This is a genomic window from Pseudomonas lalucatii, from assembly GCF_018398425.1.
GTDB classification, from domain to species: domain Bacteria; phylum Pseudomonadota; class Gammaproteobacteria; order Pseudomonadales; family Pseudomonadaceae; genus Aquipseudomonas; species Aquipseudomonas lalucatii.
In genome coordinates this window covers 453,366-473,208 of record NZ_JADPMV010000002.1, presented here as the reverse complement: position 1 = coordinate 473,208, position 19,843 = coordinate 453,366, and the positions used below count along the sequence as shown (strand labels likewise).

Annotated in this window: 28 protein-coding genes; 11 read left to right on the top strand and 17 right to left on the bottom strand. The window is 63.2% G+C overall.

Annotated features, from left to right (window positions below; genetic code table 11):
• Nucleotides 1-26 precede the first annotated feature (26 nt).
• Nucleotides 27-566: a DUF2058 domain-containing protein gene (locus I0D00_RS15600; RefSeq protein WP_213640748.1), complete on the top strand. Its 540-nt coding sequence runs from the start codon at nt 27-29 to the stop codon at nt 564-566.
• A 106-nt stretch (nt 567-672) separates the two neighbouring features.
• A complete protein-coding gene (locus I0D00_RS15595; RefSeq protein WP_213640747.1) occupies nt 673-945 on the top strand; it encodes a Rho-binding antiterminator in 273 nt (90 codons plus the stop codon).
• 49 nt (nt 946-994) lie between these two features.
• Here the strand turns inward: I0D00_RS15595 and I0D00_RS15590 are convergent, their stop codons facing one another.
• Genes I0D00_RS15590 through purM form a run of 3 tightly spaced genes read right to left on the bottom strand, consistent with a single transcriptional unit; the run spans nt 995 to nt 3,425 of the window.
• Nucleotides 995-1,711, bottom strand: a complete 717-nt coding sequence (locus I0D00_RS15590; RefSeq protein ID WP_213640746.1) for a DUF3108 domain-containing protein — start codon at nt 1,709-1,711, stop codon at nt 995-997.
• A gap of 8 nt (nt 1,712-1,719) precedes the next feature.
• On the bottom strand, nt 1,720-2,367 hold the full coding sequence (gene purN / locus I0D00_RS15585; RefSeq protein ID WP_420850815.1) for a phosphoribosylglycinamide formyltransferase: 648 nt from the start codon (nt 2,365-2,367) through the stop codon (nt 1,720-1,722).
• The gene (gene purM / locus I0D00_RS15580; RefSeq protein WP_213640745.1) at nt 2,367-3,425 is read right to left on the bottom strand and encodes a phosphoribosylformylglycinamidine cyclo-ligase; all 1,059 of its coding nucleotides are present in this window, start codon (nt 3,423-3,425) and stop codon (nt 2,367-2,369) included. Before purM ends, purN begins: the two co-directional genes overlap by 1 nt.
• Nucleotides 3,426-3,636: 211 nt before the next feature.
• On the opposite strand from purM, the gene I0D00_RS15575 reads away from it, so the two are divergent.
• Nucleotides 3,637-4,659, top strand: coding sequence for a DUF2066 domain-containing protein (locus tag I0D00_RS15575; protein ID WP_213640744.1), 1,023 nt, complete (start codon nt 3,637-3,639; stop codon nt 4,657-4,659).
• 143 nt (nt 4,660-4,802) lie between these two features.
• A complete protein-coding gene (locus I0D00_RS15570; RefSeq protein WP_213640743.1) occupies nt 4,803-5,873 on the top strand; it encodes an AI-2E family transporter in 1,071 nt (356 codons plus the stop codon).
• Here I0D00_RS15570 and I0D00_RS15565 read toward each other — a convergent pair.
• From I0D00_RS15565 to I0D00_RS15545, 5 genes are all read right to left on the bottom strand, one after another.
• Entirely contained in the window at nt 5,846-6,904 is a 1,059-nt protein-coding gene (locus tag I0D00_RS15565) for a phage integrase (protein ID WP_213640742.1), read from the bottom strand. The two genes, I0D00_RS15570 and I0D00_RS15565, sit on opposite strands and share 28 nt — an antisense overlap.
• A complete protein-coding gene (locus I0D00_RS15560) occupies nt 6,904-8,181 on the bottom strand; it encodes a hypothetical protein (RefSeq protein ID WP_213640741.1) in 1,278 nt (425 codons plus the stop codon). Before I0D00_RS15560 ends, I0D00_RS15565 begins: the two co-directional genes overlap by 1 nt.
• A gap of 455 nt (nt 8,182-8,636) precedes the next feature.
• Nucleotides 8,637-9,026: a hypothetical protein gene (locus tag I0D00_RS15555; RefSeq protein ID WP_213640740.1), complete on the bottom strand. Its 390-nt coding sequence runs from the start codon at nt 9,024-9,026 to the stop codon at nt 8,637-8,639.
• The gene (locus I0D00_RS15550) at nt 9,019-9,234 is read right to left on the bottom strand and encodes a hypothetical protein (protein ID WP_213640739.1); all 216 of its coding nucleotides are present in this window, start codon (nt 9,232-9,234) and stop codon (nt 9,019-9,021) included. The genes I0D00_RS15555 and I0D00_RS15550 overlap by 8 nt, the downstream gene beginning before the upstream one ends.
• On the bottom strand, nt 9,231-9,455 hold the full coding sequence (locus I0D00_RS15545) for a MerR family transcriptional regulator (RefSeq protein WP_213640738.1): 225 nt from the start codon (nt 9,453-9,455) through the stop codon (nt 9,231-9,233). The genes I0D00_RS15550 and I0D00_RS15545 overlap by 4 nt, the downstream gene beginning before the upstream one ends.
• Nucleotides 9,456-9,582: 127 nt before the next feature.
• Between I0D00_RS15545 and I0D00_RS15540 the strand changes: the two genes are divergently transcribed.
• Both I0D00_RS15540 and I0D00_RS15535 read left to right on the top strand, forming a co-directional pair.
• Nucleotides 9,583-9,843: a DNA-binding protein gene (locus I0D00_RS15540; RefSeq protein ID WP_246533293.1), complete on the top strand. Its 261-nt coding sequence runs from the start codon at nt 9,583-9,585 to the stop codon at nt 9,841-9,843.
• A gap of 57 nt (nt 9,844-9,900) precedes the next feature.
• Entirely contained in the window at nt 9,901-10,461 is a 561-nt protein-coding gene (locus tag I0D00_RS15535) for a hypothetical protein (RefSeq protein ID WP_213641853.1), read from the top strand.
• A 93-nt stretch (nt 10,462-10,554) separates the two neighbouring features.
• Here the strand turns inward: I0D00_RS15535 and I0D00_RS15530 are convergent, their stop codons facing one another.
• From I0D00_RS15530 to I0D00_RS15520, 3 genes are all read right to left on the bottom strand, one after another.
• Nucleotides 10,555-11,178: a hypothetical protein gene (locus I0D00_RS15530; RefSeq protein WP_213640736.1), complete on the bottom strand. Its 624-nt coding sequence runs from the start codon at nt 11,176-11,178 to the stop codon at nt 10,555-10,557.
• Nucleotides 11,179-11,316: 138 nt separating this feature from the next.
• Complete coding sequence (locus tag I0D00_RS15525) at nt 11,317-11,493, bottom strand: hypothetical protein (RefSeq protein WP_213640735.1); 177 nt, start codon at nt 11,491-11,493, stop codon at nt 11,317-11,319.
• A gap of 79 nt (nt 11,494-11,572) precedes the next feature.
• The gene (locus tag I0D00_RS15520; RefSeq protein ID WP_213640734.1) at nt 11,573-12,271 is read right to left on the bottom strand and encodes a restriction endonuclease; all 699 of its coding nucleotides are present in this window, start codon (nt 12,269-12,271) and stop codon (nt 11,573-11,575) included.
• Between the two features lie 427 nt (nt 12,272-12,698).
• Here I0D00_RS15520 and hda point away from each other — a divergent pair, with 427 nt between their 5' ends.
• Nucleotides 12,699-13,403: a DnaA regulatory inactivator Hda gene (gene hda, locus I0D00_RS15515; RefSeq protein ID WP_213640733.1), complete on the top strand. Its 705-nt coding sequence runs from the start codon at nt 12,699-12,701 to the stop codon at nt 13,401-13,403.
• 68 nt (nt 13,404-13,471) lie between these two features.
• Here the strand turns inward: hda and I0D00_RS15510 are convergent, their stop codons facing one another.
• From I0D00_RS15510 to arsC, 3 genes are read right to left on the bottom strand one after another with little or no spacing between them, the layout of a single operon-like run.
• Nucleotides 13,472-13,882, bottom strand: coding sequence for a DUF2069 domain-containing protein (locus I0D00_RS15510; RefSeq protein WP_213640732.1), 411 nt, complete (start codon nt 13,880-13,882; stop codon nt 13,472-13,474).
• Nucleotides 13,875-14,480: an NAD(P)H:quinone oxidoreductase gene (gene wrbA, locus I0D00_RS15505; protein WP_213640731.1), complete on the bottom strand. Its 606-nt coding sequence runs from the start codon at nt 14,478-14,480 to the stop codon at nt 13,875-13,877. Before wrbA ends, I0D00_RS15510 begins: the two co-directional genes overlap by 8 nt.
• A complete protein-coding gene (gene arsC / locus I0D00_RS15500; RefSeq protein WP_213640730.1) occupies nt 14,477-14,830 on the bottom strand; it encodes an arsenate reductase (glutaredoxin) in 354 nt (117 codons plus the stop codon). Before arsC ends, wrbA begins: the two co-directional genes overlap by 4 nt.
• 107 nt (nt 14,831-14,937) lie before the next feature.
• Here arsC and I0D00_RS15495 point away from each other — a divergent pair, with 107 nt between their 5' ends.
• Together I0D00_RS15495 and I0D00_RS15490 are read left to right on the top strand one after the other, a co-directional pair.
• Nucleotides 14,938-16,158, top strand: coding sequence for a virulence factor BrkB family protein (locus tag I0D00_RS15495; protein WP_213640729.1), 1,221 nt, complete (start codon nt 14,938-14,940; stop codon nt 16,156-16,158).
• A 157-nt stretch (nt 16,159-16,315) separates the two neighbouring features.
• Nucleotides 16,316-16,510, top strand: coding sequence for a hypothetical protein (locus I0D00_RS15490; RefSeq protein WP_213640728.1), 195 nt, complete (start codon nt 16,316-16,318; stop codon nt 16,508-16,510).
• Here I0D00_RS15490 and I0D00_RS15485 read toward each other — a convergent pair.
• The gene (locus tag I0D00_RS15485) at nt 16,507-16,911 is read right to left on the bottom strand and encodes a hypothetical protein (RefSeq protein ID WP_213640727.1); all 405 of its coding nucleotides are present in this window, start codon (nt 16,909-16,911) and stop codon (nt 16,507-16,509) included. The genes I0D00_RS15490 and I0D00_RS15485 overlap by 4 nt on opposite strands.
• Nucleotides 16,912-17,037: 126 nt before the next feature.
• Nucleotides 17,038-18,441, bottom strand: a complete 1,404-nt coding sequence (locus tag I0D00_RS15480) for a PilZ domain-containing protein (protein ID WP_213640726.1) — start codon at nt 18,439-18,441, stop codon at nt 17,038-17,040.
• 30 nt (nt 18,442-18,471) lie between these two features.
• Between I0D00_RS15480 and I0D00_RS15475 the strand changes: the two genes are divergently transcribed.
• Together I0D00_RS15475 and I0D00_RS15470 are read left to right on the top strand one after the other, a co-directional pair.
• The gene (locus I0D00_RS15475) at nt 18,472-18,951 is read left to right on the top strand and encodes a TlpA disulfide reductase family protein (protein ID WP_213640725.1); all 480 of its coding nucleotides are present in this window, start codon (nt 18,472-18,474) and stop codon (nt 18,949-18,951) included.
• Between the two features lie 4 nt (nt 18,952-18,955).
• Complete coding sequence (locus tag I0D00_RS15470; protein WP_213640724.1) at nt 18,956-19,231, top strand: acylphosphatase; 276 nt, start codon at nt 18,956-18,958, stop codon at nt 19,229-19,231.
• A gap of 37 nt (nt 19,232-19,268) precedes the next feature.
• Here I0D00_RS15470 and I0D00_RS15465 read toward each other — a convergent pair whose 3' ends face one another.
• Nucleotides 19,269-19,841 (bottom strand): transglycosylase SLT domain-containing protein, encoded by a 573-nt coding sequence (locus I0D00_RS15465; protein WP_213640723.1) that lies wholly within the window; start codon nt 19,839-19,841, stop codon nt 19,269-19,271.
• Nucleotides 19,842-19,843 lie beyond the last annotated feature (2 nt).

Here is a 19,843-nt window from a genome sequence, read left to right as displayed (position 1 = left end):
CAATGTTCGTCGGTTAAAGGTAGGTTATGGCTCTTTCACTACGCGACCAGTTGCTCAAAGCCGGGCTGGTCAACGAGAAGCAGGCCAAGCAGGTCAGCAAAGAGAAGCAGAAGCAGAAGCGCCTGGAGCACAAGGGCCAGGCCGAGAAGGATGAGACGCAGAAGCTCGCCGCCCAGCAGGCCATGGCCGAGAAGGCCGCCCGCGACCAGGCGCTCAATCGCCAGCAGCAGGAGAAGGCTGAGCAGAAGGCCCGCGCCGCGCAGATCAAGCAGCTGATCGAGGTCTCGCGCCTGCCCAAGCTGAACACCGAGGACTATTACAACTTCGTCGACGACAAGAAGGTCAAGCGCCTGTCGGTGAACAAGCTGATGCGCGACAAGCTCAGCTGCGGCTCGCTGGCCATCGTCCGCCATGGCGGCGGCTACGAGGTGATTCCGCGCGAGGCGGCGTTGAAGATCCAGGCCCGCGATGCCCAGCGCGTGGTCCTGCTCAATACGCCGACCGAGGCGCCGGATGCCGACGACCCCTACGCGGCCTACCAGGTGCCGGACGACCTGATGTGGTGACGGACGCCTGGACCTGAGCCGGGCGAGCCCCGGCTTTTTTCTGGGCGCGGACTCTGCGCCTAAGCTGTCGGGGGAGTGTCGCGCGCCTGGGATGAAGGAGCCGGAAATGGACGAGTATCTGCCGCTGAACTGCGATCTCTACGGCTATCTGGAGATCGCCTGTCTGCATCGTTACCGGTTGCGCATCGAGCTGGTCGATGGCGAGTGCCTGGAGGCCGAGGCGCTGACCACGCAAACCACGGTGGACAAGGAGGAGTTCCTGCTGGTGCGCGCCGTGGCGGGTGAGCGGCGCCTGCGTCTGGATCGTCTGCTGGCGATCACCCCGCTGACCCCGGGGGCCAGCTTCGCCCGGGTGCTGCTGAACGCCAGTCGTTGCTGAGGGCATAAAAAAGCCGGGCAGTGCCCGGCTTCTCGGTGTGGCAAGCCGCTCAGTCGCGGCGGCCCTGTACCGGCTTGCCGTCGACCGTGCCCTCGTCGAGCATGATCTGGTACTCCTTGCCGTCCTTCTCCACCTGGTGCAGGCGCACCAGCAGGTAGCTCCAGTCCTTGGCGAACCAGAGGATGGTCTTGCGCTTGCTCTGGGTCGGGTCGCGCACCCGCTCGACCTTGATCGCATCGATCAGTCCGGCGCGGGTGCGCACGGTTTCCTCGCCCAGCACGCGGAAGTCGTAGGTCTCGATCTCGTCGCCGTCGACCACCTGGTAGCTCATGCTCTGCTTGCCGGCGGCGACGTCGTGCTGCAGCACCAGTTGGTAGGTCGACTTGTCCTGCAGGCCGCGGTTGAGCGGGAAGCGCACCGGCGTGCCGCGGTCGCTGCCGATCACTTGCTTGGCGCTCCAGTCGAAGTCCTGTTCGACCACCTTGCCCTTGCCCAGCCCGCTGCGTTCGAAGCGATAGGTCTGTGGCAGGAAGGCGCCGTTGTCGACGCGGAAGGTGCTGGTCTCGCTGAGGCTGGCGACCAGCATGGAGGCCTCGAAGTTGAGCTGCCAGCGGCCGTCGTCCAGCGCCTGCAGGCCGCGTTCGGCCGAGCCGCTGACCGGCACCTGCTTCCAGTCGGCGGTATAGCTGGCGGAGAACGGCTGCAGCTCGACGGCGAAGGCCGGCAGGCAGAGTAGGGCGAGGGCGAACGTTAAGGCGCGACGCATGGTGTCTCCTAGGTTCGGAAGAGGTGGCCAGTGCTCGGAAGCGGCTGCCCGTCGAGCATTGCCCCTTGTTCGCCAAGGTGCAAGCGGCCCTCGGCGAACCAGCGCACGGCCAGCGGATAGATCAGGTGTTCCTGCTCGTGGACCCGTTGCGCCAGGCTGTCCGGCACGTCGCCCGGCCGCACCGGGATCACTGCCTGTACGACCAGAGGCCCGCCATCGAGTTCCTCGGTGACGAAGTGCACGCTGCAGCCGTGCTCGGCATCGCCGGCCTCCAGCGCCCGCTGATGGGTGTGCAGGCCCTTGTACTTGGGCAGCAGCGAGGGATGGATATTCAGCAGGCGCCCGGCGTAGTGGCGGACGAAGCCCGGGCTGAGGATGCGCATGAAGCCGGCCAGCACCACCAGTTGCGGCGCGAAGGCGTCGATGGCCTCGATCAGCGCCTGGTCGAAGGCTTCGCGGCCGTCGAAGGCCTTGTGGTCGAGGAGTCGGGTGGCGATGCCGGCGGCCCTGGCCCGCTCCAGGCCGTAGGCGTCGGCGCGGTTGGCGATCACCGCGCAGATGCGCGCCGGCTGATCGCCGGCCCGGGTGCTGTCGATCAGCGCCTGCAGGTTGCTGCCGGAGCCGGAGATCAGCACCACGACATTGCAGTGGGCCATCAGTGGGTTTTCAGATTGTTCAGTTGAACCTGGGCGGCGCCTTCGCCGGCGGCGGCGATCTGGCCGATGACCCAGGGTTGCTCGCCCGAGGCGCGCAGGTTGGCCAGGGCGCTTTCGACCTGATCCTGGGCCACGCAGATGACCATGCCGACGCCGCAGTTCAGTACGCGGTGCATCTCGTGCTCGTCGACGTTGCCCTGCTCCTGCAGCCAGTCGAAGACCGCCGGGCGCTTCCAGCTGGCCACGTCGATCACCGCCTGGGCACCCTGCGGCAGCACCCGTGGGATGTTGTCGAGCAAACCGCCGCCGGTGATGTGGGCCATGGCCTTGACCGCGCCGGTGTCCTTGATCAGCTTCAGCAGCGGCTTGACGTAGATGCGCGTCGGCGCCATCAGCAACTCGGTCAGCGGCTGGCCGCCCAACTGGATGGTGGTGATGTCGGCGCCGGAGACCTCGATGATCTTGCGGATCAGCGAGTAGCCGTTGGAGTGCGGGCCGGAGGAGGGCAGGGCGATCAGGGCGTCGCCAGTGGTGACTTTCGAGCCGTCGATGATCTCGGCCTTCTCCACCACGCCGACGCAGAAACCGGCCAGGTCGTAGTCCTCGCCCTCGTACATGCCGGGCATCTCGGCGGTCTCGCCGCCGACCAGGGAGCAGCCGGCCAGCTCGCAGCCGGCGCCGATGCCGGTGACCACGGTGGCGGCCACGTCGACGTTGAGCTTGCCGGTGGCGTAGTAGTCGAGGAAGAACAGCGGCTCGGCGCCGCACACCACCAGGTCGTTGACGCACATGGCGACCAGGTCCTGGCCGATGCTGTCGTGCTTGTTCAGGTTCAGCGCCAGGCGCAGCTTGGTGCCGACGCCGTCGGTGCCGGACACCAGCACCGGCTGCTTGTAGCCGGCCGGGATCTCGCAGAGGGCGCCGAAGCCGCCCAGGCCACCCATGACTTCCGGACGGGCGGTGCGCTTGGCCACGCCTTTGATGCGTTCGACCAGGGCTTCGCCCGCGTCGATGTCTACGCCTGCGTCCTTGTAGCTGATGGAGGGTTGCTTGCTCATAGATCCAGGCCTTTGAAGGGGAATTCGGATGGGCACCGGCGCTGCAGCGGCCGGCCTGCGAAGGCGCGCGATTTTATCAGGCTTGCCGGGCAGCGGCCAGCCGAGCGGCGCCGCGGTTGCCGGGGCGCGGGCGGCTGTTTAAGGTATAGGGCACCGTGTGCCGCCTGCCAGGCCGTTGCGCGCCGCCTTCCGTCCGTCGAGAGCCCGTCCCATGCGCCTGATCGCCCGCCTGTTAGTCCTGTGCCTGCCGCTGCTGAGCCTACCCGGCCTCGCCGCGACCCTGGGCGACCTCTATCAGGTGCGCGAACCGGTGGCCAGCCAGCAGCCGGAGGAGCGCGATGCGGCCCTGGCGCGCGCCCTGGAGACCCTGGTGCTGCGCCTGACCGGCAGTCGCGATGCGGCGCAGAGTCCGGCACTGGCCGAGTTGCGCAAGGACCCGCAACAGATCGTCAGCCAGTACGGCTACGAGGGCGACAGCCTGCTGGTGGATTTCGACCCGCTCAGTACCGATCGCCACCTGCGTCAGGCCGGACTGGCCCTGTGGGGCGCCAACCGGCCGGCGATTGTCGCCTGGTGGCTGAACGAGGGCATCGGTGGCGCCAGCCTGGTCGGCGATGGCCAGGACAGCGCCGCGGCGCTGCGCCGGGCCGCACAGCACCGCGGCCTGCCACTGCGCCTGCCGCTGGCCGACCTCGGCGAGCAGCTGCTGGCGACGCCCGACAGTCTCGGCGCCAAGGACCCCGAGGCGCTGCGTGCAGCCTCCGAGCGCTATGCCGCCGATGCCCTGCTGGCGGTGCAGGCCCGTGAGGTCGATGGCCAGTGGCAGGCGCAGTGGCGCCTGTGGCTGGGCGATGGCCGCGAGCAGGGCAAGGCCCTGGGGGCCGACCCGAATGCCCTGGCCGATGCCGTGTTCCTGGCGGTGAGCGAGCGCCTGGCACCGCGCTTCGTGGTGGCCCCCGGCGCGGCCTCCAGCCTGACCCTGGAAGTCCAGGGCGTCGATCTGGCGCGCTATGCCGAGCTGCAGCGCACCCTCGAGCCGCTCGGCGCGCAGCTGAGCCGGGTGCAGGGCGATCGCGTCGTCTACCGGATCAACGCCAGCGCCGAACAACTGCGTGCGCAACTGGGCCTGCTGCGCCTGCAGGAGGTAGCGGCCGATAGCGTGCCGGTCGATGCCGGCCAGCCGCCGGCGCCCCAGGTGATTCCGCGCACCGAAACCCTGCGCTTTCGCTGGTAGACTCTCGCCCCGCCGAGTGTCGGCCCGAACCGCCCGCCGCGTCTGTGTATGTCGGTTGGTGGGCGCGACAGGCTGGCGCAGCGGGCACTCTGGCGGCCGTGGCCGAGTTCCCGGCAACCCGTTTCGCCAAATGAGGGCAGAGGATGATCGATTCACGTCGCTGGCTATGGATGGCTGGGCTGTTGCTGCTCGGCTGGTTGCTCTATCTGTTGCACCCGATTCTCACGCCCTTCCTGATCGGGGTGCTGTTGGCCTACCTGGGCGATCCCATGGTCGACCGCCTGGAGCGCTGGAAGCTGTCGCGCACCTGGGGGGTGATCCTGGTGTTCGTGCTGTTCGGCCTGATCTTCGCGCTGATGCTGCTGGTGCTGGTGCCGATGCTCGGCAAACAGTTGCTGCGCCTCTATGAGCTGACCCCGCAGATGCTCGACTGGGCGCAGCACCAGGCCCTGCCCTGGGTCCAGGCGCAGCTGGGCCTGGGCGACGGCTTCTGGCGCTTCGACCAGCTCAAGGCTGCGTTGTCCGGGCATCTGGGCAAGACCACCGACATCCTCGGCCTGGTGTTGTCGCAGGCCACTGCCTCGGGCCTGGCGCTGGTGGCCTGGCTGGCCAACCTGCTGCTGATCCCCGTGGTCACCTTCTACCTGTTGCGCGATTGGGACCTGATGCTCGCCAGGCTGCGCGGACTGCTGCCGCGCAGTCGCGAGGGGCTGGTGGTGAAGCTGTTCGGCGAGTGTCATGAGGTGCTCGGCGCCTTCCTGCGCGGCCAACTGCTGGTGATGCTGGCGCTGGGCCTGCTCTATGCCGCCGGCTTGATGCTGGTGGGCCTGGAGCTGGGTCTGCTGATCGGCCTGCTGGCGGGGCTGGCCAGCATCGTGCCCTACCTGGGGGTAGTGGTCGGGATCGCTGCGGCGCTGGCGGCGGGCCTGTTCCAGTTCGGCGTCGAACCTTACCCGCTGCTGGCCATCGCCGCGGTATTCACCGTCGGCCAGTTGCTCGAAGGCATGCTGCTGACACCCTGGCTGGTGGGCGACCGCATCGGCCTGCACCCGGTGGCGGTGATCTTCGCGATCATGGCCGGCGGCCAGCTGTTCGGCTTCAGCGGCGTGCTGCTGGCCCTGCCGGTGGCCGCGGTGATAATGGTTTTGCTGCGTCATGCCCATGATTTCTATAAACAATCAGACACCTACGGTTTCGTGGCACCACCTGATTGATTTTTAAGGTTTTTCTTTTTCGGCTTGGTCGCAGGTGTCGAAGAAGTGTCGAAACCGTCCAGCGGGTTGAGCTTCAGCGCATCGCGCAGATGGGAAGGCGACAGGTGCGCATAGCGCATCGTCATGGTCAGCGAGGCGTGGCCGAGAATCTCCTTTAGCGTGAGGATATTCCCGCCACTCATCATGAAGTGAGACGCGAAGGTGTGGCGCAGCACATGCGAACACTGGCCTCGCGGCAGGGCGATGCCCGAGTGTGCGACGGCAATACGAAAGGCCCGGCTGCAATCGGTGAAGCGTCCGTGATCGTCCAGATAGGCCGTAAGTCGCTGCTCCAATGCCTGGCTAATCGGAATGACCCGCAGGCGCTTCGATTTGGTGTTGGTGAAGGTCACGGTCTGATGGCGGATCAGATCGCGGGTCAGCCCCTGAGCCTCCGACCACCTGGCCCCCGTCGCCAAACACACCTCAGCAACCAGGCGCACACAGCTGGAGCGGCTGCTATCCAGGGCGTCGAGCAGCTGGGGAATCTGCTTTGCCGTCAGGTACGACAGCTGCCGTTCCTGGAACTTGAGTGGCTTTACCTTGGCGAGTGGGTTCGGGTAGTCGATGTCACCCAGGCGGTGCAGCTCGTTGAACACGGCTTTGAGATAGGTGAAACGGTTGTTGATCGACTTGGGGACGGCCCCGGCCTCTAGCTCCCGCCGGCGCAGCTCGACGAGGTGGGCCCCAGTCAGCTTGGTCCCGAGCGGATCGCCCAGGCGCTGACACATAAGCAGAAGGGTGTTCGTGCGACGCCTGCCACTGGTGATCGAATGCCCATGCAGATCGTACCAGCGCTGGACCAGTTCGGAGAGCTTGCGGCGATCCTTTGGCTTGGGGTTCCAGTTGGTCGGCTGGATCATCGCGGCGCGCTTGGTGGCTTCGAAGCGTTGGGCCTCGGCCTTGGTCTTCACGGTCTTGCGGAAGCGCTTGCCCTTGATGGGCTCTACATCGACCCGCCAGCGGCCGTCTGGTAGCTGCTCAATCGCCATCAGACCGCACGCCCCCACCTCACCTGTCGTTCCTCGAGCAGGTCTTTGATGTGCCGGTAAATGTCCCGTTCAGTCTTTTCCTTGGCCGCGTAGTGATCCCGTATAACGGGCCAACAGTCCCATTGTTTTAGGGTGGAGAACGCCTTTTTTGCGCCCACCCGCTCCCTTGCCAGTAGGCTTACGAAGTTTCCCAGGAACAGCTCCACGTTCTTGCCCGAGAAGCCCCGCGACGTCTTGTAGTAGCGCTTGTACTCGGTCTGATCGAGCAGGGAGTCCACCGGCAGATCGACCCGCACGTCATCGCGAATCAGGGTCCAGATCGCCTCGAAATGACCAGGGCGAGCCAGCAACTTGAACTGCCCCAGGCCATAGCGCCACAAACCGTCCAAGTGGCCCGAGAAGGCGGCAAACGAGCGAGTGTCGATGGCCTCACCCGTCCGCACATCAATGGAGCCGCTGGCGAACTGCTGGATGATCGAGTGGTGATAGCGCAGCTCCACCCGCCACACGTCTTGCTCCGGGTCGTAGTTGTTGGGGTCGTCTGCGTCGAAGCTGTCGCGCCGCTTCCAGACGCTTTCCCAGTAGTCGAGCTTGTCGGTGGCGCGGGCCTGTTCGGTCTTGTTGTAGATGGCCAGCTGCACGCCACCGGCCGAACCGAACATGGACGTTTCCCCGCGGCCGTAGACGCTCGACTTGGTGGCCCAGCTGACCTCACTGATGCCCGAAATATCGCGGTGCGTGCGGGCCTTGCAATGCATGCGGGCGACCAGATCGGCGGGCGGCGTCCAGCCTTGCAGGTCCAACGCCAGATGAACCGCGCACTGGTTGATTTCCAGGTGGCTCAACACGGCGTCGGCGTAGTGGTCCAGGTGCTCTTGCAGACGCTCCGGCGACAGGGCGTCGATGGCGTGGGGCGACACCTCGATTTTCAGGTGCGGGCCGATGTTGTCGAGCTTGGCGTTGAAGTTCTTCACCAAGAGGATGATGCCCAGGTCGGCGTTCTGCAGTTTGTACTGGTAGCCCGAGTCACGGCCGACACGACCGGAGTGCCAGCGCTGGTCGGCAAAGTCGACCATGACTCCTGGCGTTTCGAACAGCGCCATGACTTCCGGGCGGATCATGCCCCGGTACAGCTGACGCACCGTGTCGACGCCGCAACGCAGCAGGCGGACTTTCGACAGGTCGGTGATCTTGGCGTTGCCCCGCTCAACGAACAGGCGGCCGGTTGGGCTTTCGAAGCCATCGACGTTTAACCGAATCTGATCCTTTGCTTTCATTTTTCAGTTCTCCAACATTGACCAGTACTGGCCTGTTCATTTGGTATTTATCTGACGTGTTACAGGGACGTCAGCTGGCGGGCGGCGCACCTGCGCGCTCGTGCCTCGCGCACACCTGTGCCGCCGCGCCCGCAGCTGACGCTTTCATCTATCCCGATGGCTGACTGCTGATTGCCCGGCGGCACGGCGACTACCCCGCTACTCCAGGGCGCGGCGAGAATCAGCAGCAAAAGAAGTCCGAGCAGGACTGGGCGAGCATCCGGCAGGGCCGGAAGGTGCAGCAGGCGGGGGCGATCAGCGAGGGAGACAGGGGCTTGGCGCGGGTGCTGGGCAGAGGCGAAGCACACCAAGGGCTCTGCCCTTGTCATCCCGCTCTTGCCGCCGAGGGCTCGGGAGCGCGGGGCGGAAAAGCTGCCCCTTGCTCCCACGGATAGGCTGTTCATGGCCGTGGTGCGTCAAGGGTGCGCTGCGCCCGTGCTTCCGTTCGCCGGAACGATGGAGCTGTTCCGACGAGCCGGGAGCGCGGCCCTTGACCCAGCCTGGTTAGGACGGGCGATACGGCCCAGTACGTTGCCGGAACCGTGCCGGTCGCGGTACCGCATCGCCCGAATGGTTCGGATGGTGTTGAAGAAAATTTCGGTCGGAAAATCGGTGCTGTCGTTGAAGGGAACAGTCAGGAAATAGCCATCCTCGTAAACACCTTCGACGGGCAACACCACGCCAACGATGTGCTTGAAACGCCAGATGGCTTCCGGGTCATCGTCCCACACCAACTCCACAAGGACGGCTTGACCGATGTAGCCAAGAGCGGTGGCTGCATCCAGGGCAACACATTGGCTAGACATGGCTGTAGTCCCCCTCTTTGAAGGCGGTCTTGCCCTTGAGCAGGTCTTCACGCAGGCGAGCCAGGTTGACCATGCGGAAGTCAGCCAGCTTCAGGCTGGGGATCGTTCCGTTGTCCACCCAGCCAATCGCCTCCTCGACCGATATGCCGCTCATTTCGGCGAAGGTGATGACGCTACAGAGGTCCAGGCTCTCATCGGCTTTGCTCATGCCAACCACTCCTTTTCCAAAAGTTGCTGGGTCAGCAGTGCCACGTTGACCATGACGTGCTTACCTACCTTGTGTGAGGGGATGTAGCCGTTACGAATCCAGCCCCATACGGTGTTGTGGTCGTCGGCCATGCGAATCCAATCCGCGAACTCGCGCCAGGGCAGAACCGGCGGGGTCGGGAGCAGGCCTTTCGGAGTGAGGTTGCTTTCTTCCAAGTCCATGGGCTTTCCTGCACTATGTTGGTCTTTGTTGGGCTAGTAATATGGAATATGTCCATATGGAAATCATCCATAAACTCTGCAGATATGGCAATAGTCCATACGATTGTCTTTGACAATGAGCACCCGAATGCTTGATAGAGCCCTTGAATTGCTTGAGACGACGAGCCTCAAAGACCTTGCTGAGGTAAACAGCAAGGAATACGTGAGGTGGCAAAGTATTAAGCGAGGCAAGGCGAGGATTAGTGCGGAAGAAATTGAGCAGCTCGGGACGCTGTACCCGGGCTATCGCTGGTGGCTGATGACTGGTGAGGTTATGCCGGATAAAGGCCAGACCAGCCCCGAATACGACGAAGCCAACCGAAACTTGACCAGTCAACACGCGGGATAGCAATCACAACGGAAGTGACTAGGCGCTGGTACGCCCGAGGGACAAGGGAGAGGGAAAGTGAAGGCTGATTGGAACGACGCCCCCGACTACATACGAACAAATCCCCGCAGACGTAATGCCGTGGCATGGTTCATCCCAGGAATCATCGGCACATGCGTCACGCTGGCCATGCTCCACGCAGCAGGCTCGGCTTTCCTGAAAGGCACAGTGCAGAACCTGGCCAACAAGAACACCCATTCCAGGCCAGCCCCGGTCGCCGAGATTACTCGGCCAGAACCAGTAGCAAGCAAGGACTGGGACAGAATTGTCGAAGAACAGGCAAGGCGCGACCAGCAAGCTCAAGCCAGCCCAGCTCCCGGCCAAGCCGAAGTGGCGAACGCCCCACCCAAGCAAACCGTATTCAACGATAACAACTACATCCCGCGCGGCGCTAACAACGTAGTTAGCTTCACCGAGCCACCTAGCCCAGTTGAACAGCCAAAGCCAGCTGCAAAAATGAAGGTCACCGTCATCAAGCAAACGCCGAGCATGAAGGACCGTGCCTGCTGGCCGCACAAAGAAGGCAGCATCGAGCGCAGAAACTGTAGAGCAAGTATTGGCTTGAATTATAGAGACTAGGTGGTAGCTATTCTAACGGTTTGGTAAAGGAGCGGGCTTTAGCGCGTTCCAGTGAGCGTGACGAGCGATTTGAGTGCCAGCTGCTACGGTTGCTCACACACTTTCGTTTGTGATGGTTCTTGCTATGTGTCCTAAAAGCAGTAGTGCAAATACTTTGTCTTTTAACTGGTTGATGACAATTGCTCGTGCGTTTTCGGTCGTAAGGTCAGCTTCTATTTCGCTCCATGCAGCGGCTTTTTCTTCTTCAGTATGGTACTGAGTGCCGTTCAGCCATATACGAAGTAAAGAACTATCAAATAGTGGCTGTTCTCCGATGGATACCTGCATGAAGGCTGCTAATTGTCCATGGTCGAATATATGTTGCAGTTCTTTCAGGTGGTTTGAGAAGCGTTTATTTTTAAAGCATCTACCCAGGGTGGCGCGAACGGCTCCGAAAGAAGCGGGCTCGTTATGGAGGATCAATGGTCGTAGCACATGTAATAGTTCGTACAGTTCGGCGTTGGAATAGCTTTCGGCGTTAAATTTCATTTCACCTGCTTCCCATTTTATGCCGGATATTTTAGGGATTCCTCGGCGAATAAGGCTGCATTCCGTAGCGCGGTCAAGGTGAGATAAGAATTTGGTAAGTATTTTCCAGTCGGAGTCGGAGACCTCGCCGCTTAAGGTATCCAGAATCGTGCCATCATCGCTTCGCTCTTCAAGTCGGATAGTGGGCATATAGATACCTTAGGTCGAACTAGGCAACGTTTGATTAAGGGGGCGGGCTTTGGCCCGTCCCAGTGAGCAAAGCGAACGATTTACCAGTTTGTTAGGTACTCTAATCAAGTTGAACTATTGCGCTCTTTTAGAGTGCTGTTATCGCTTTTGGATTCGCTTTACAGACCAAGAGTATTGCGTAAAGAAAATATCCGAACGCAGCTTTGCCATTGCGGATTTTTCAGCATTGGATTCACTTTCGGCGTCAACGGTATAGCTTTTGCTCATTGTGCCAGACTGCCTGCTACCAATAAGTTCAACCAGATATTTTGACATGTTCACTCCATTATTTAAGTTGGTCACGCTTTTGTTCTTGCCAATAACTGATAAGGCTCACCATCTCTATTCACGAGAGTTAGGCATGCTTTCTTGTGGATTCGTAGGTGTCTAGCTTAGCTTCCAGTTCTGAAATTTTTTGATGAACTAGATCTACGACTTCAGCTGGTGATTCAAAGTATTTGTCTTTTCCAAATTTCAGAAATACTTCTATGTCATTACTTTGAAATGGATAAATTCCTCTGAATGCTTTTGTTAGCAGATCGATGCACATATCAATTGCTCTCGCTCCGGAGTAATCTATTTCACCCACATCGGCCCTGAGGCCATATTCAATGCGCTCCCTTTTGGGTATATCCCAATATCGTTCCTTGCAGATGCCGGTTCGGTCGAATAGGTCTCTAAGGCGCATTGCGTAAATGCTAGGAGCTGCACTTTGGTTGATTTCAGAAAGTGAGGTTACTTGAATGTTCGTTAGATTTGCAGCTTCAATTGCGCCACTTTGAAAGCCTGACTCTGATAGTAGGATTCCCCTGTCAGCACCTACATCAGAAACTATTTCTCTTAGTGCGAGCACGTGCAGCTTGTTTACCGGTGTTTTCCAGTACTTACACTCTACAACCCAAGTGACGTCGAACCCTACATAATGTGATGTTACTAGTACGTCCACGTCATGACTGGTTCTCACACCTTTTACCGGTACGTCTGTGGATGCATTTAGACCTAAAGTGCGGAAGTATTCCGCTGCGTCCTCTTGGTATTTCTTCCAGGCTTTCATTGCGAACCTTTGTGAACTTGCCTAGCTATTAATTAGGTGATACTGCTGTCGTATAACAACCTTCCAGGTGTCCGATAGCGTTCCCTGCCATGCACTAAGCTATTGAAGTGCATACCTGTCCAAACGGTAAACAGGACACAGGCAGGACAGAAAACGGCTTGAGACAAGATCGGGTGTGAAACGGATACGACACCGTGATGGCTAGACGCTACTGATAGGGGCTACGGCTGTCTAGCACGCGTGTCGAAAAAGTGTCGAAAACACAGGCCGGCAATGGCCCTCAAAGCCCAAGGGCGGGCAGGCAAGGGCTAGGAAGGCCCAGCAAAGACATGCGTTATCCATCAATGACTTAGGGCGCAGAAGGCTATAAACTTTCCGCTCTTTACGGAGAGTCCGCCAGCGGCTCCGACGAACCGCCGAGTCCTGCATGACGCCCATTCAATTGCCATTAGGCGTTCGTCTTCGCGATGACGCCACCTTCGCCAACTACTATCCGGGGGCCAACGCCGCCGCGCTGGGCTATGTCGAGCGCCTGTGCGAGGCCGAGGCAGGCTGGACGGAGAGCCTGATCTACCTGTGGGGCGGTGCCGGCGTGGGCTGCAGTCACTTGTTGCAGGCGGCCTGCCTGCGTTTCGAGCAGCGCGGTGAGCCGGCGGTCTACCTGCCGCTGGCGGAAGTCGTGGCCTACGGCCCGGATCTGCTGGACAACCTCGAACAGTGCGAGCTGGTGTGCCTCGACCAGCTGGATGCCGTGGCCGGCCGCAGCGACTGGGAGGAGGCCCTGTTCCACCTGTTCAACCGCCTGCGCGACAGCGGCCGGCGCCTGCTGCTGGCCGCCGCCCGGTCGCCGCGGGAGCTGCCGGTCGCGCTCCCCGACCTGCAGTCGCGGTTGACCCTGGCCCTGGTCTTCCAGCTGCATGAACTGTCCGACGAGGACAAGCTGCGCGCCCTGCAGCTGCGTGCCTCGCGTCGCGGTCTGAACCTGAGCGACGAGGTCGGCCGCTTCATCCTCACCCGTGGCGAGCGCAGCATGAGTGCGCTGTTCGAGCTGCTCGAGCGCCTCGATCAGGCCTCGCTGCAGGCCCAGCGCAAGCTGACTATTCCCTTCCTGAAGGAAACCCTGGGCTGGTGATGGCCGCGCGGGCGCCGAGGCGCCGGCGGTGTTGCAGGCCCGGTCGGGGTGGCGGGCGATCGCACTGGTCAGCTTTCCCCGGCCAGCTTGCGGTTGTACTGGAAGCACCAGCGGGTATACATCAAGGCCGCGCAGAACAGGCTGAGGCTCAGCAGGGTTTCCAGCCAGCCGAACAGCGCCTTGGATGGGTCGAAGGCGGCCAGCACGCCCTGGATGAAGTACAGGTTGACCACGAAGCAGGTCCAGGCGTGGGTGCGGGCATGGCCGAGGATCAGGCCCGGGGCCAGCAGTAGCAGCGGCGTCAGCTGAAAGGCCAGGATCACCCACAGCAGCTTGTCCGGCAGCTCGGCGAACGCCAGGTTCCACACCAGCAACAGCAGGGTCAGGGCGAGGAAACTGAGCAGGCTGATGGCGCGGCTGATCGCCAGGCGCGGCTTCAGCCAGGCCAGGGCGGGCAGGGGTTTTGCGGTTCTAGCCACGGGTGCCCTCCAGTTTCTGCGCGATCCGTCCGAGGCGTTGGCCGAGGGCGCGGCACAAGGCGATCTCATGTTCGTCGAGGGCCCGCTTGCCGTCGGCGCCGGCATGGTGGCTCGGGCCATAGGGCGTGCCGCCGCCGCGGGTCTCCAGCAGGGCGGACTCGCTGTAGGGCAGGCCGGTGATCAGCATGCCGTGGTGCATGAGCGGCAGCAGCATCGACAGCAGGGTGGTTTCCTGGCCGCCGTGCAGGCTGGCGGTGGAGGTGAAGACGCCGGCCGGTCTGCCGACCAGGCCGCCACTGAGCCACAGGCTGCTGGTGCCGTCGAGGAAGTATTTCAGTGGTGCGGCCATGTTGCCGAAGCGCGTCGGGCTGCCCAGGGCCAGGCCGGCGCAGTGCTTCAGGTCGTCGAGGCTGACATAGAGCGCGCCTTCGTCGGGGATATCCGGCGCGACGGCTTCGCATTCGGTGGACACCGGGGCGACGGTGCGCAGGCGTGCCTCCAGGCCGCTCATCTCGACGCCGCGGGCAATCTGCCGGGCCATTTCCGCCGTGGCGCCATGGCGGCTGTAGTAGAGCACCAGAATGTAGGGCGGGTTCAAGGGAGCAGCTCCAGCACCTTCTCCGGCGGGCGGCCGATCACCGCCCTGTCGCCGGCGATCAGAATCGGCCGTTCGATCAGCTTGGGGTGCTTGACCATGGCCTCGATCAGCTGCGCCTCGCTCAGGTCGGGCGAGCCCAGATTGAGGCTGCGGTATTCCTCTTCGCCGCTGCGCAGCAGCTGGCGGGCGCCGATGCCCAGCTTGTCCAGCAGCGCCTGCAGCTGCGCGGCGCTGGGCGGGGTTTCCAGGTAGCGCACGATGCTCGGATTCAGGCCGCGCTCCTCAAGCAGTTGCAGGGCGCCGCGGGATTTCGAGCAGCGTGGGTTGTGGTACAGGGTCAGGTCGGTCATAGGAGTTCGCATCTCGAGTCGAGTGGCGGCTATTCTAACCGCGTAGGGGCGCGAGTCAGAACAGTACGACACTGGGCTGGGCGGGTCAGCTTAGCTAAGGAGAGGGCATGGGGCAGCGTTTCACCGATTGGCTGGAGTTCTGGCGCTTCCTCCTGCAGCGTTTTTTCGCCGATCGCGGCGCCAACAACGCCGCGGCCCTGACCTACACCACGCTGTTCGCCGTGGTGCCGATGATGACCGTCACCTTCTCCATGCTCTCCGCCATACCGGCCTTCCAGGGGACGGGCGAGCAGATCCAGAGCTTCATCTTCCGCAATTTCGTACCTTCGGCCGGCGAGACCGTGCAGGGCTACCTGCGCGACTTCACTGCCCAGGCGCGGCAGTTGACCTGGGTCGGTGTCGTGGTGCTGGCGGTCACCGCGTTCTGGATGCTGGTGACCATAGAGAAGGCCTTCAACACCATCTGGCGGGTGCGCCAGGCGCGTCGCGGGGTATCGAGCTTCCTGCTGTATTGGGCGATCCTCAGTCTGGGACCCATCCTCCTAGGGGCCGGCTTTGCCATCAGCACCTATATCGCCTCGTTGTCGTTGATCTCCGGGCCCGATGCGCTGCTCGGCGCGCAGACCCTGCTAAGCCTGATGCCCCTGGTCTTCAGCGTGGCGGCCTTCACCCTGCTCTATGCCTCGGTGCCCAATGCCCGGGTGCCGCTGCGCCATGCCCTGATGGGAGGGCTGTTCACCGCGGTGCTGTTCGAGCTGGCCAAGGCCCTGTTCGGCCTGTATGTGCGGCTGTTTCCCGGCTATCAGCTGATCTATGGCGCCTTCGCCACGGTGCCGCTGTTCCTCCTGTGGATCTACCTGTCCTGGTTACTCGTGCTGCTGGGCGCCGAGTTGGTGTGCAACCTGGGCAATACCCAGCAATGGCGACGGCGAGCCGTGCCGCGCTTGCTGGTGGTGCTGGCGATTCTGCGGGTATTCCACGAGTGCCAGCAGTCCGGGGCGAAGGTCTACCACCGCGATCTGCAGCGCCAGGGCTGGCCCCTGCCTGAACACGAGTGGGAGGAGGTGCTAGCGTTTCTCGAGAGCCAGCAGCTGGTCGCACCGACCGGCGCAGGGGGCTGGGTGTTGAGTCGTGACCTGGCGCACTACAGTCTGCAGCACTTGCTGAGTCACAGCCCCTGGCCATTGCCGCGACTCGGCCAACTGCCGGCGCAACTGGATGAGCCCTGGTATCCGGCGTTGCGCAGTGCGCTGGAGCGGCTGCATGAGGAGCAGGCCACGCTATTCGGCGAAAGCCTGGCGGATTGGCTGCATACGCCACGGGAGTGACGCAAAACGTCAGTTTGCGGCGTGGCGATGGTGTGATTCGCGCTCGAGAGCGCCCGAATCCATAGGGTCGTGGGGTGGCATGCTTCTGGCATTGTTACCGCCATGCTGCGATCGTGCTGCCAGGCGGTCGGGGATTGTCTGAGAGGAAAGACGAGCAATGACGACCAAAGGCAAGGTGATCCATCTCTCCCGGCGCGCGCCTGAGGAGGCGCTGGAGCGCCTGAATCGGATTACCGGGTTGCGCTTCGCACGCTGGCCGGAGTCGCTGCGACAATCGCAGGAGCGCGCCGCGCCGGCCGAACCGCTGCAGGCGCTCGAGGGCGCCGGAGGGCGCGGGCTGGAGTCCGCTTAGGCCTGGCTGCTCGCCAGCGCCTGGCCGTGGTCGTTGCGCGCGAGCTCGACCGCCTGGACGAACAGTTCCTCGACCACCAGGCTTTGTGCCGGCACTGCCGAGCGCAGCCGCACCTGCATGTCGTCTATCCTGTGCCTGACCGCCAGGCGGGCGATGCCGGAGAGCAGGATCTTGCCGTGTGCATTGACCTTGCCGTGGTCCACAGCGACTTCGCGGCGTTTGTCGCCATCGCGGTAACCGATCAGCAGGGAGACGGGCAGGTTGGCCAGTCCTGGCAGTTGCAGCCAGGTGGCGACATTGTACTCGGCGACACGCCCTTCGTAGGGGGTGACCTGTAAGCGGGCAACTTCGACGATGCGTGCCGGCACCTGGCCGATCAACTTGTCGTGGGCTTGGGTCATGGTCGCTGTCTTCCAGGCTGATGGCGGGTGAATCAAGCTGAGGCCCGGAAGTATAGGCAGGGTGGCGCGGCGATTCTGTGCGCTTGGCCGCCGCAGGGCGTGATCGCTCTCGCAGTTTCTCGCGCCTCACACCACCTGCAGCGGGTGGCGCGTGACGGCCAGGGTGCTGAGGTTGGCGGCCGGCAGCAGCAGGCCCCTTTGGTTGTTCGCGCCGGGCAGCTGCAGCCAGAGGTTCTCCCCTTCGTCGAACTGATCGCTGGGCAGCCACAGGCCGTGGTGCCAGCCATTGCCTGGCGCCGGGGTGCTCTGCAGTACGCCCGGGTGGGTTTGTGCGCTTGGCGCACGGCGTAGCCAGGCCGGGCGCGGCAGGCCCTTGAGGTAGCGCAAGCCCAGGTGCAGGCCCTCCTCGTTGATGTGGCGCCAGCGCACCAGTCCCAGGGTCGGAGTGCTGCCGGTCAGCAGCAGCGCCAGTTGGCCGACGGACAGCTGCACGGCGAGGTCCGGGTTGCACAGCAGGCGTGCGCCACCGGGGCTGGCATCGAGCATCTGGACCGGGGCGAGTGCTGGACGATGTTCCAGGAGCTGGGCGTGGATGGCCGTCAGGCCGACGACCAGGTTGCACGGGACGATCTGTTCGGCGCGGGGATGACGGCGTTGCTGGCGGCCGAGCCAGTGGTGCTGAACCTGTTCCAGCAGCCGTCTTTCCTCGGCGCTCTGCAGGGGGGCCGGTTCATGCAGGGCGACCAGCAGGGCGCCCAGTTCGAAGTGGCGCCGATAGGCGATGTCACCATCGGGCGCCTGGTCGTAGCCGAGGCAAGCCTGTGACTCGGTGAGGTCGACTGTCGGGCCGGCGGCATCCTCTTCGTCCCAGGGCAGCAGGCGCGGCAAGCCAGCCAGGCGGGCCAGGGCGCCGAAGAGCCGGAAACACTCGCCTTCGGCAAGATGGAAGGGATTGCTCAGGGCCAGTAACAGCATCTGCTGATAGAGGCCGCGCAGGGTGTTGGCCGGCTGTGGGGTGAAGGTCACCGCGACCGGTTCGTCCAGGCACTCCTGGTGTTCGCCTATCCAGTACAGCAGGTGGCTATCGCGCCACAGATGGGGGGGCGGCTCATGGTAGCGCTGGTAGTGGCGCAACAGGCTCTGGGCATGGAAGTGCTGGGCCATGTACAGGCACCAGGCCAGGTGCGGGCGGGAAGGCTGGTGGCCTTGCAGTATCTGGAGCAGCAGGCGCTTGAAGCCGCCGGCCAGCTCGCTGCACAGGTGCGCGAAGAGTGCTGGCGGCTGGGTGTCGGCACCGTAGATACCGGCAAAGTGGCGGAACTGGTCGCTGAAGCTTTGCAGCGCGCGTTGCCTTTCGAGTAAGGTCATGGCACTGCGGTTGAGCCTGAACAGCAGGCCGAGTACCAGTTGCAGCCCCGTCTCGTGGGGTTGCAGGCGGGCCTGCGCCAGCTGCTCGTTGAGGTCGGCTAACGAGGCGGTGGCGTTGTCGAGGATGTCCGGCACCTCCAGGCGCAAGGCATCGAGCGTCATATCAACCCTGAGCGGACGAGGATCGAAGGCATGGGAATGCGACTCCAGGCTGTCATGCGAACTGTTGTGGGGCTCTGTGCTTGCCTGATCCTGGCAAGCTGCGCTGAAGACATCGGTGTCGACCAGCATGGACGAAAGGTAGCGGCTGAGCAGCTGGAAGGCCAGTGGTTGGTGATTAATTACTGGGCGGAATGGTGTGCGCCGTGCCGCAGCGAGATTCCCGAGCTGAACGCCCTGGCCAGACAGTTGCACGATCGGTCGGTGAGGGTGGTGGGGGTGAACTTCGATGGCCTGCAGGGCGCGGAACTCAGTTCGGCTGCGCAGGCGCTAAGTATCGAGTTCACGGTGTTGCAGCAGGATCCGGCCGCACGCTACCAGTTGCCCCGCAGCGAGGTCTTGCCAGTCACCTACCTCGTCGATGACCGTGGCCGGCTGCGCGAGCGCTTGCTGGGGGAGCAGACCGCCGCCGGGCTGGCGGCTCACCTGGATAGGTTGCGTGGAGGAGAGTAGGGCTATGGCGCAGATATGTGTGCACGGCTACGTCAGCGGCCGGGTGCAGGGCGTGTGGTTCCGCCAGAGTACCGTCGAGCAGGCCGAACGCCTGGGCCTGCAGGGCTGGGTGCGTAATCTAGAGGATGGTCGGGTCGAAGTGCTGGCCGAGGGCGATGAGCCTGCGGTGCGGGCCCTGACCGCCTGGCTGGAGCATGGGCCGAGCGGTGCCCAGGTGACTGCCGTCGACTTGCAGGAACAGCCCCTGCAGGGCATCGCCGGGTTTGTCTTGCGACGTTGAGCGCCGGGTTTCGCGCCTGCCGAGGCGTCGATGATGCTCAGGGTTTGACGTACCAGAAGTCGTGCCAGAATCCGATCACCTTGGCGGGATAGCGCTGCTGGCCGAGGCTGCCGTTGTAGCGTGCCAGGGCGCGACTGAGATTGCCGTTTTCCTTGCGCAGATAGAAGCTGAGGATGGTGCAGCCATACCTCAGGTTGGTGGCGTTGTCGGTGAGGTTGTCCTGCGGCCGGCCGAGTTCGCCTTTCCAGAACGGCATGACCTGCATCATGCCCTGGGCGCCGGCGGCGGAGAGGGCGAAGCGGTCGAAGTGGCTTTCCGCGTGGATCAGGGCCAGCACCAGGTCGGGGCGCAGTCCGGCCCTGCTGGCCTCGCGGTGGACCAGACGGAGCAGGGCGAGGCGTTCGCTGGCCGCGGGGATGTAGCGCCGCAGGCGGGTGGACATGTCCATCAGCCAGACTTCGGCGTCGAAGCGATCCTGAAAGCTGTCGGCTTCGGCGACGGTGCGCTGCAGCAGTTCGCGCAGCTCGGGTTCCGGGGCCTGGCGCAGGGCGGCATGGCTGGACGAGCACAGCCATGCCAGCAACAGCAGCAGGCTCAGGCGCAGGGCCATGT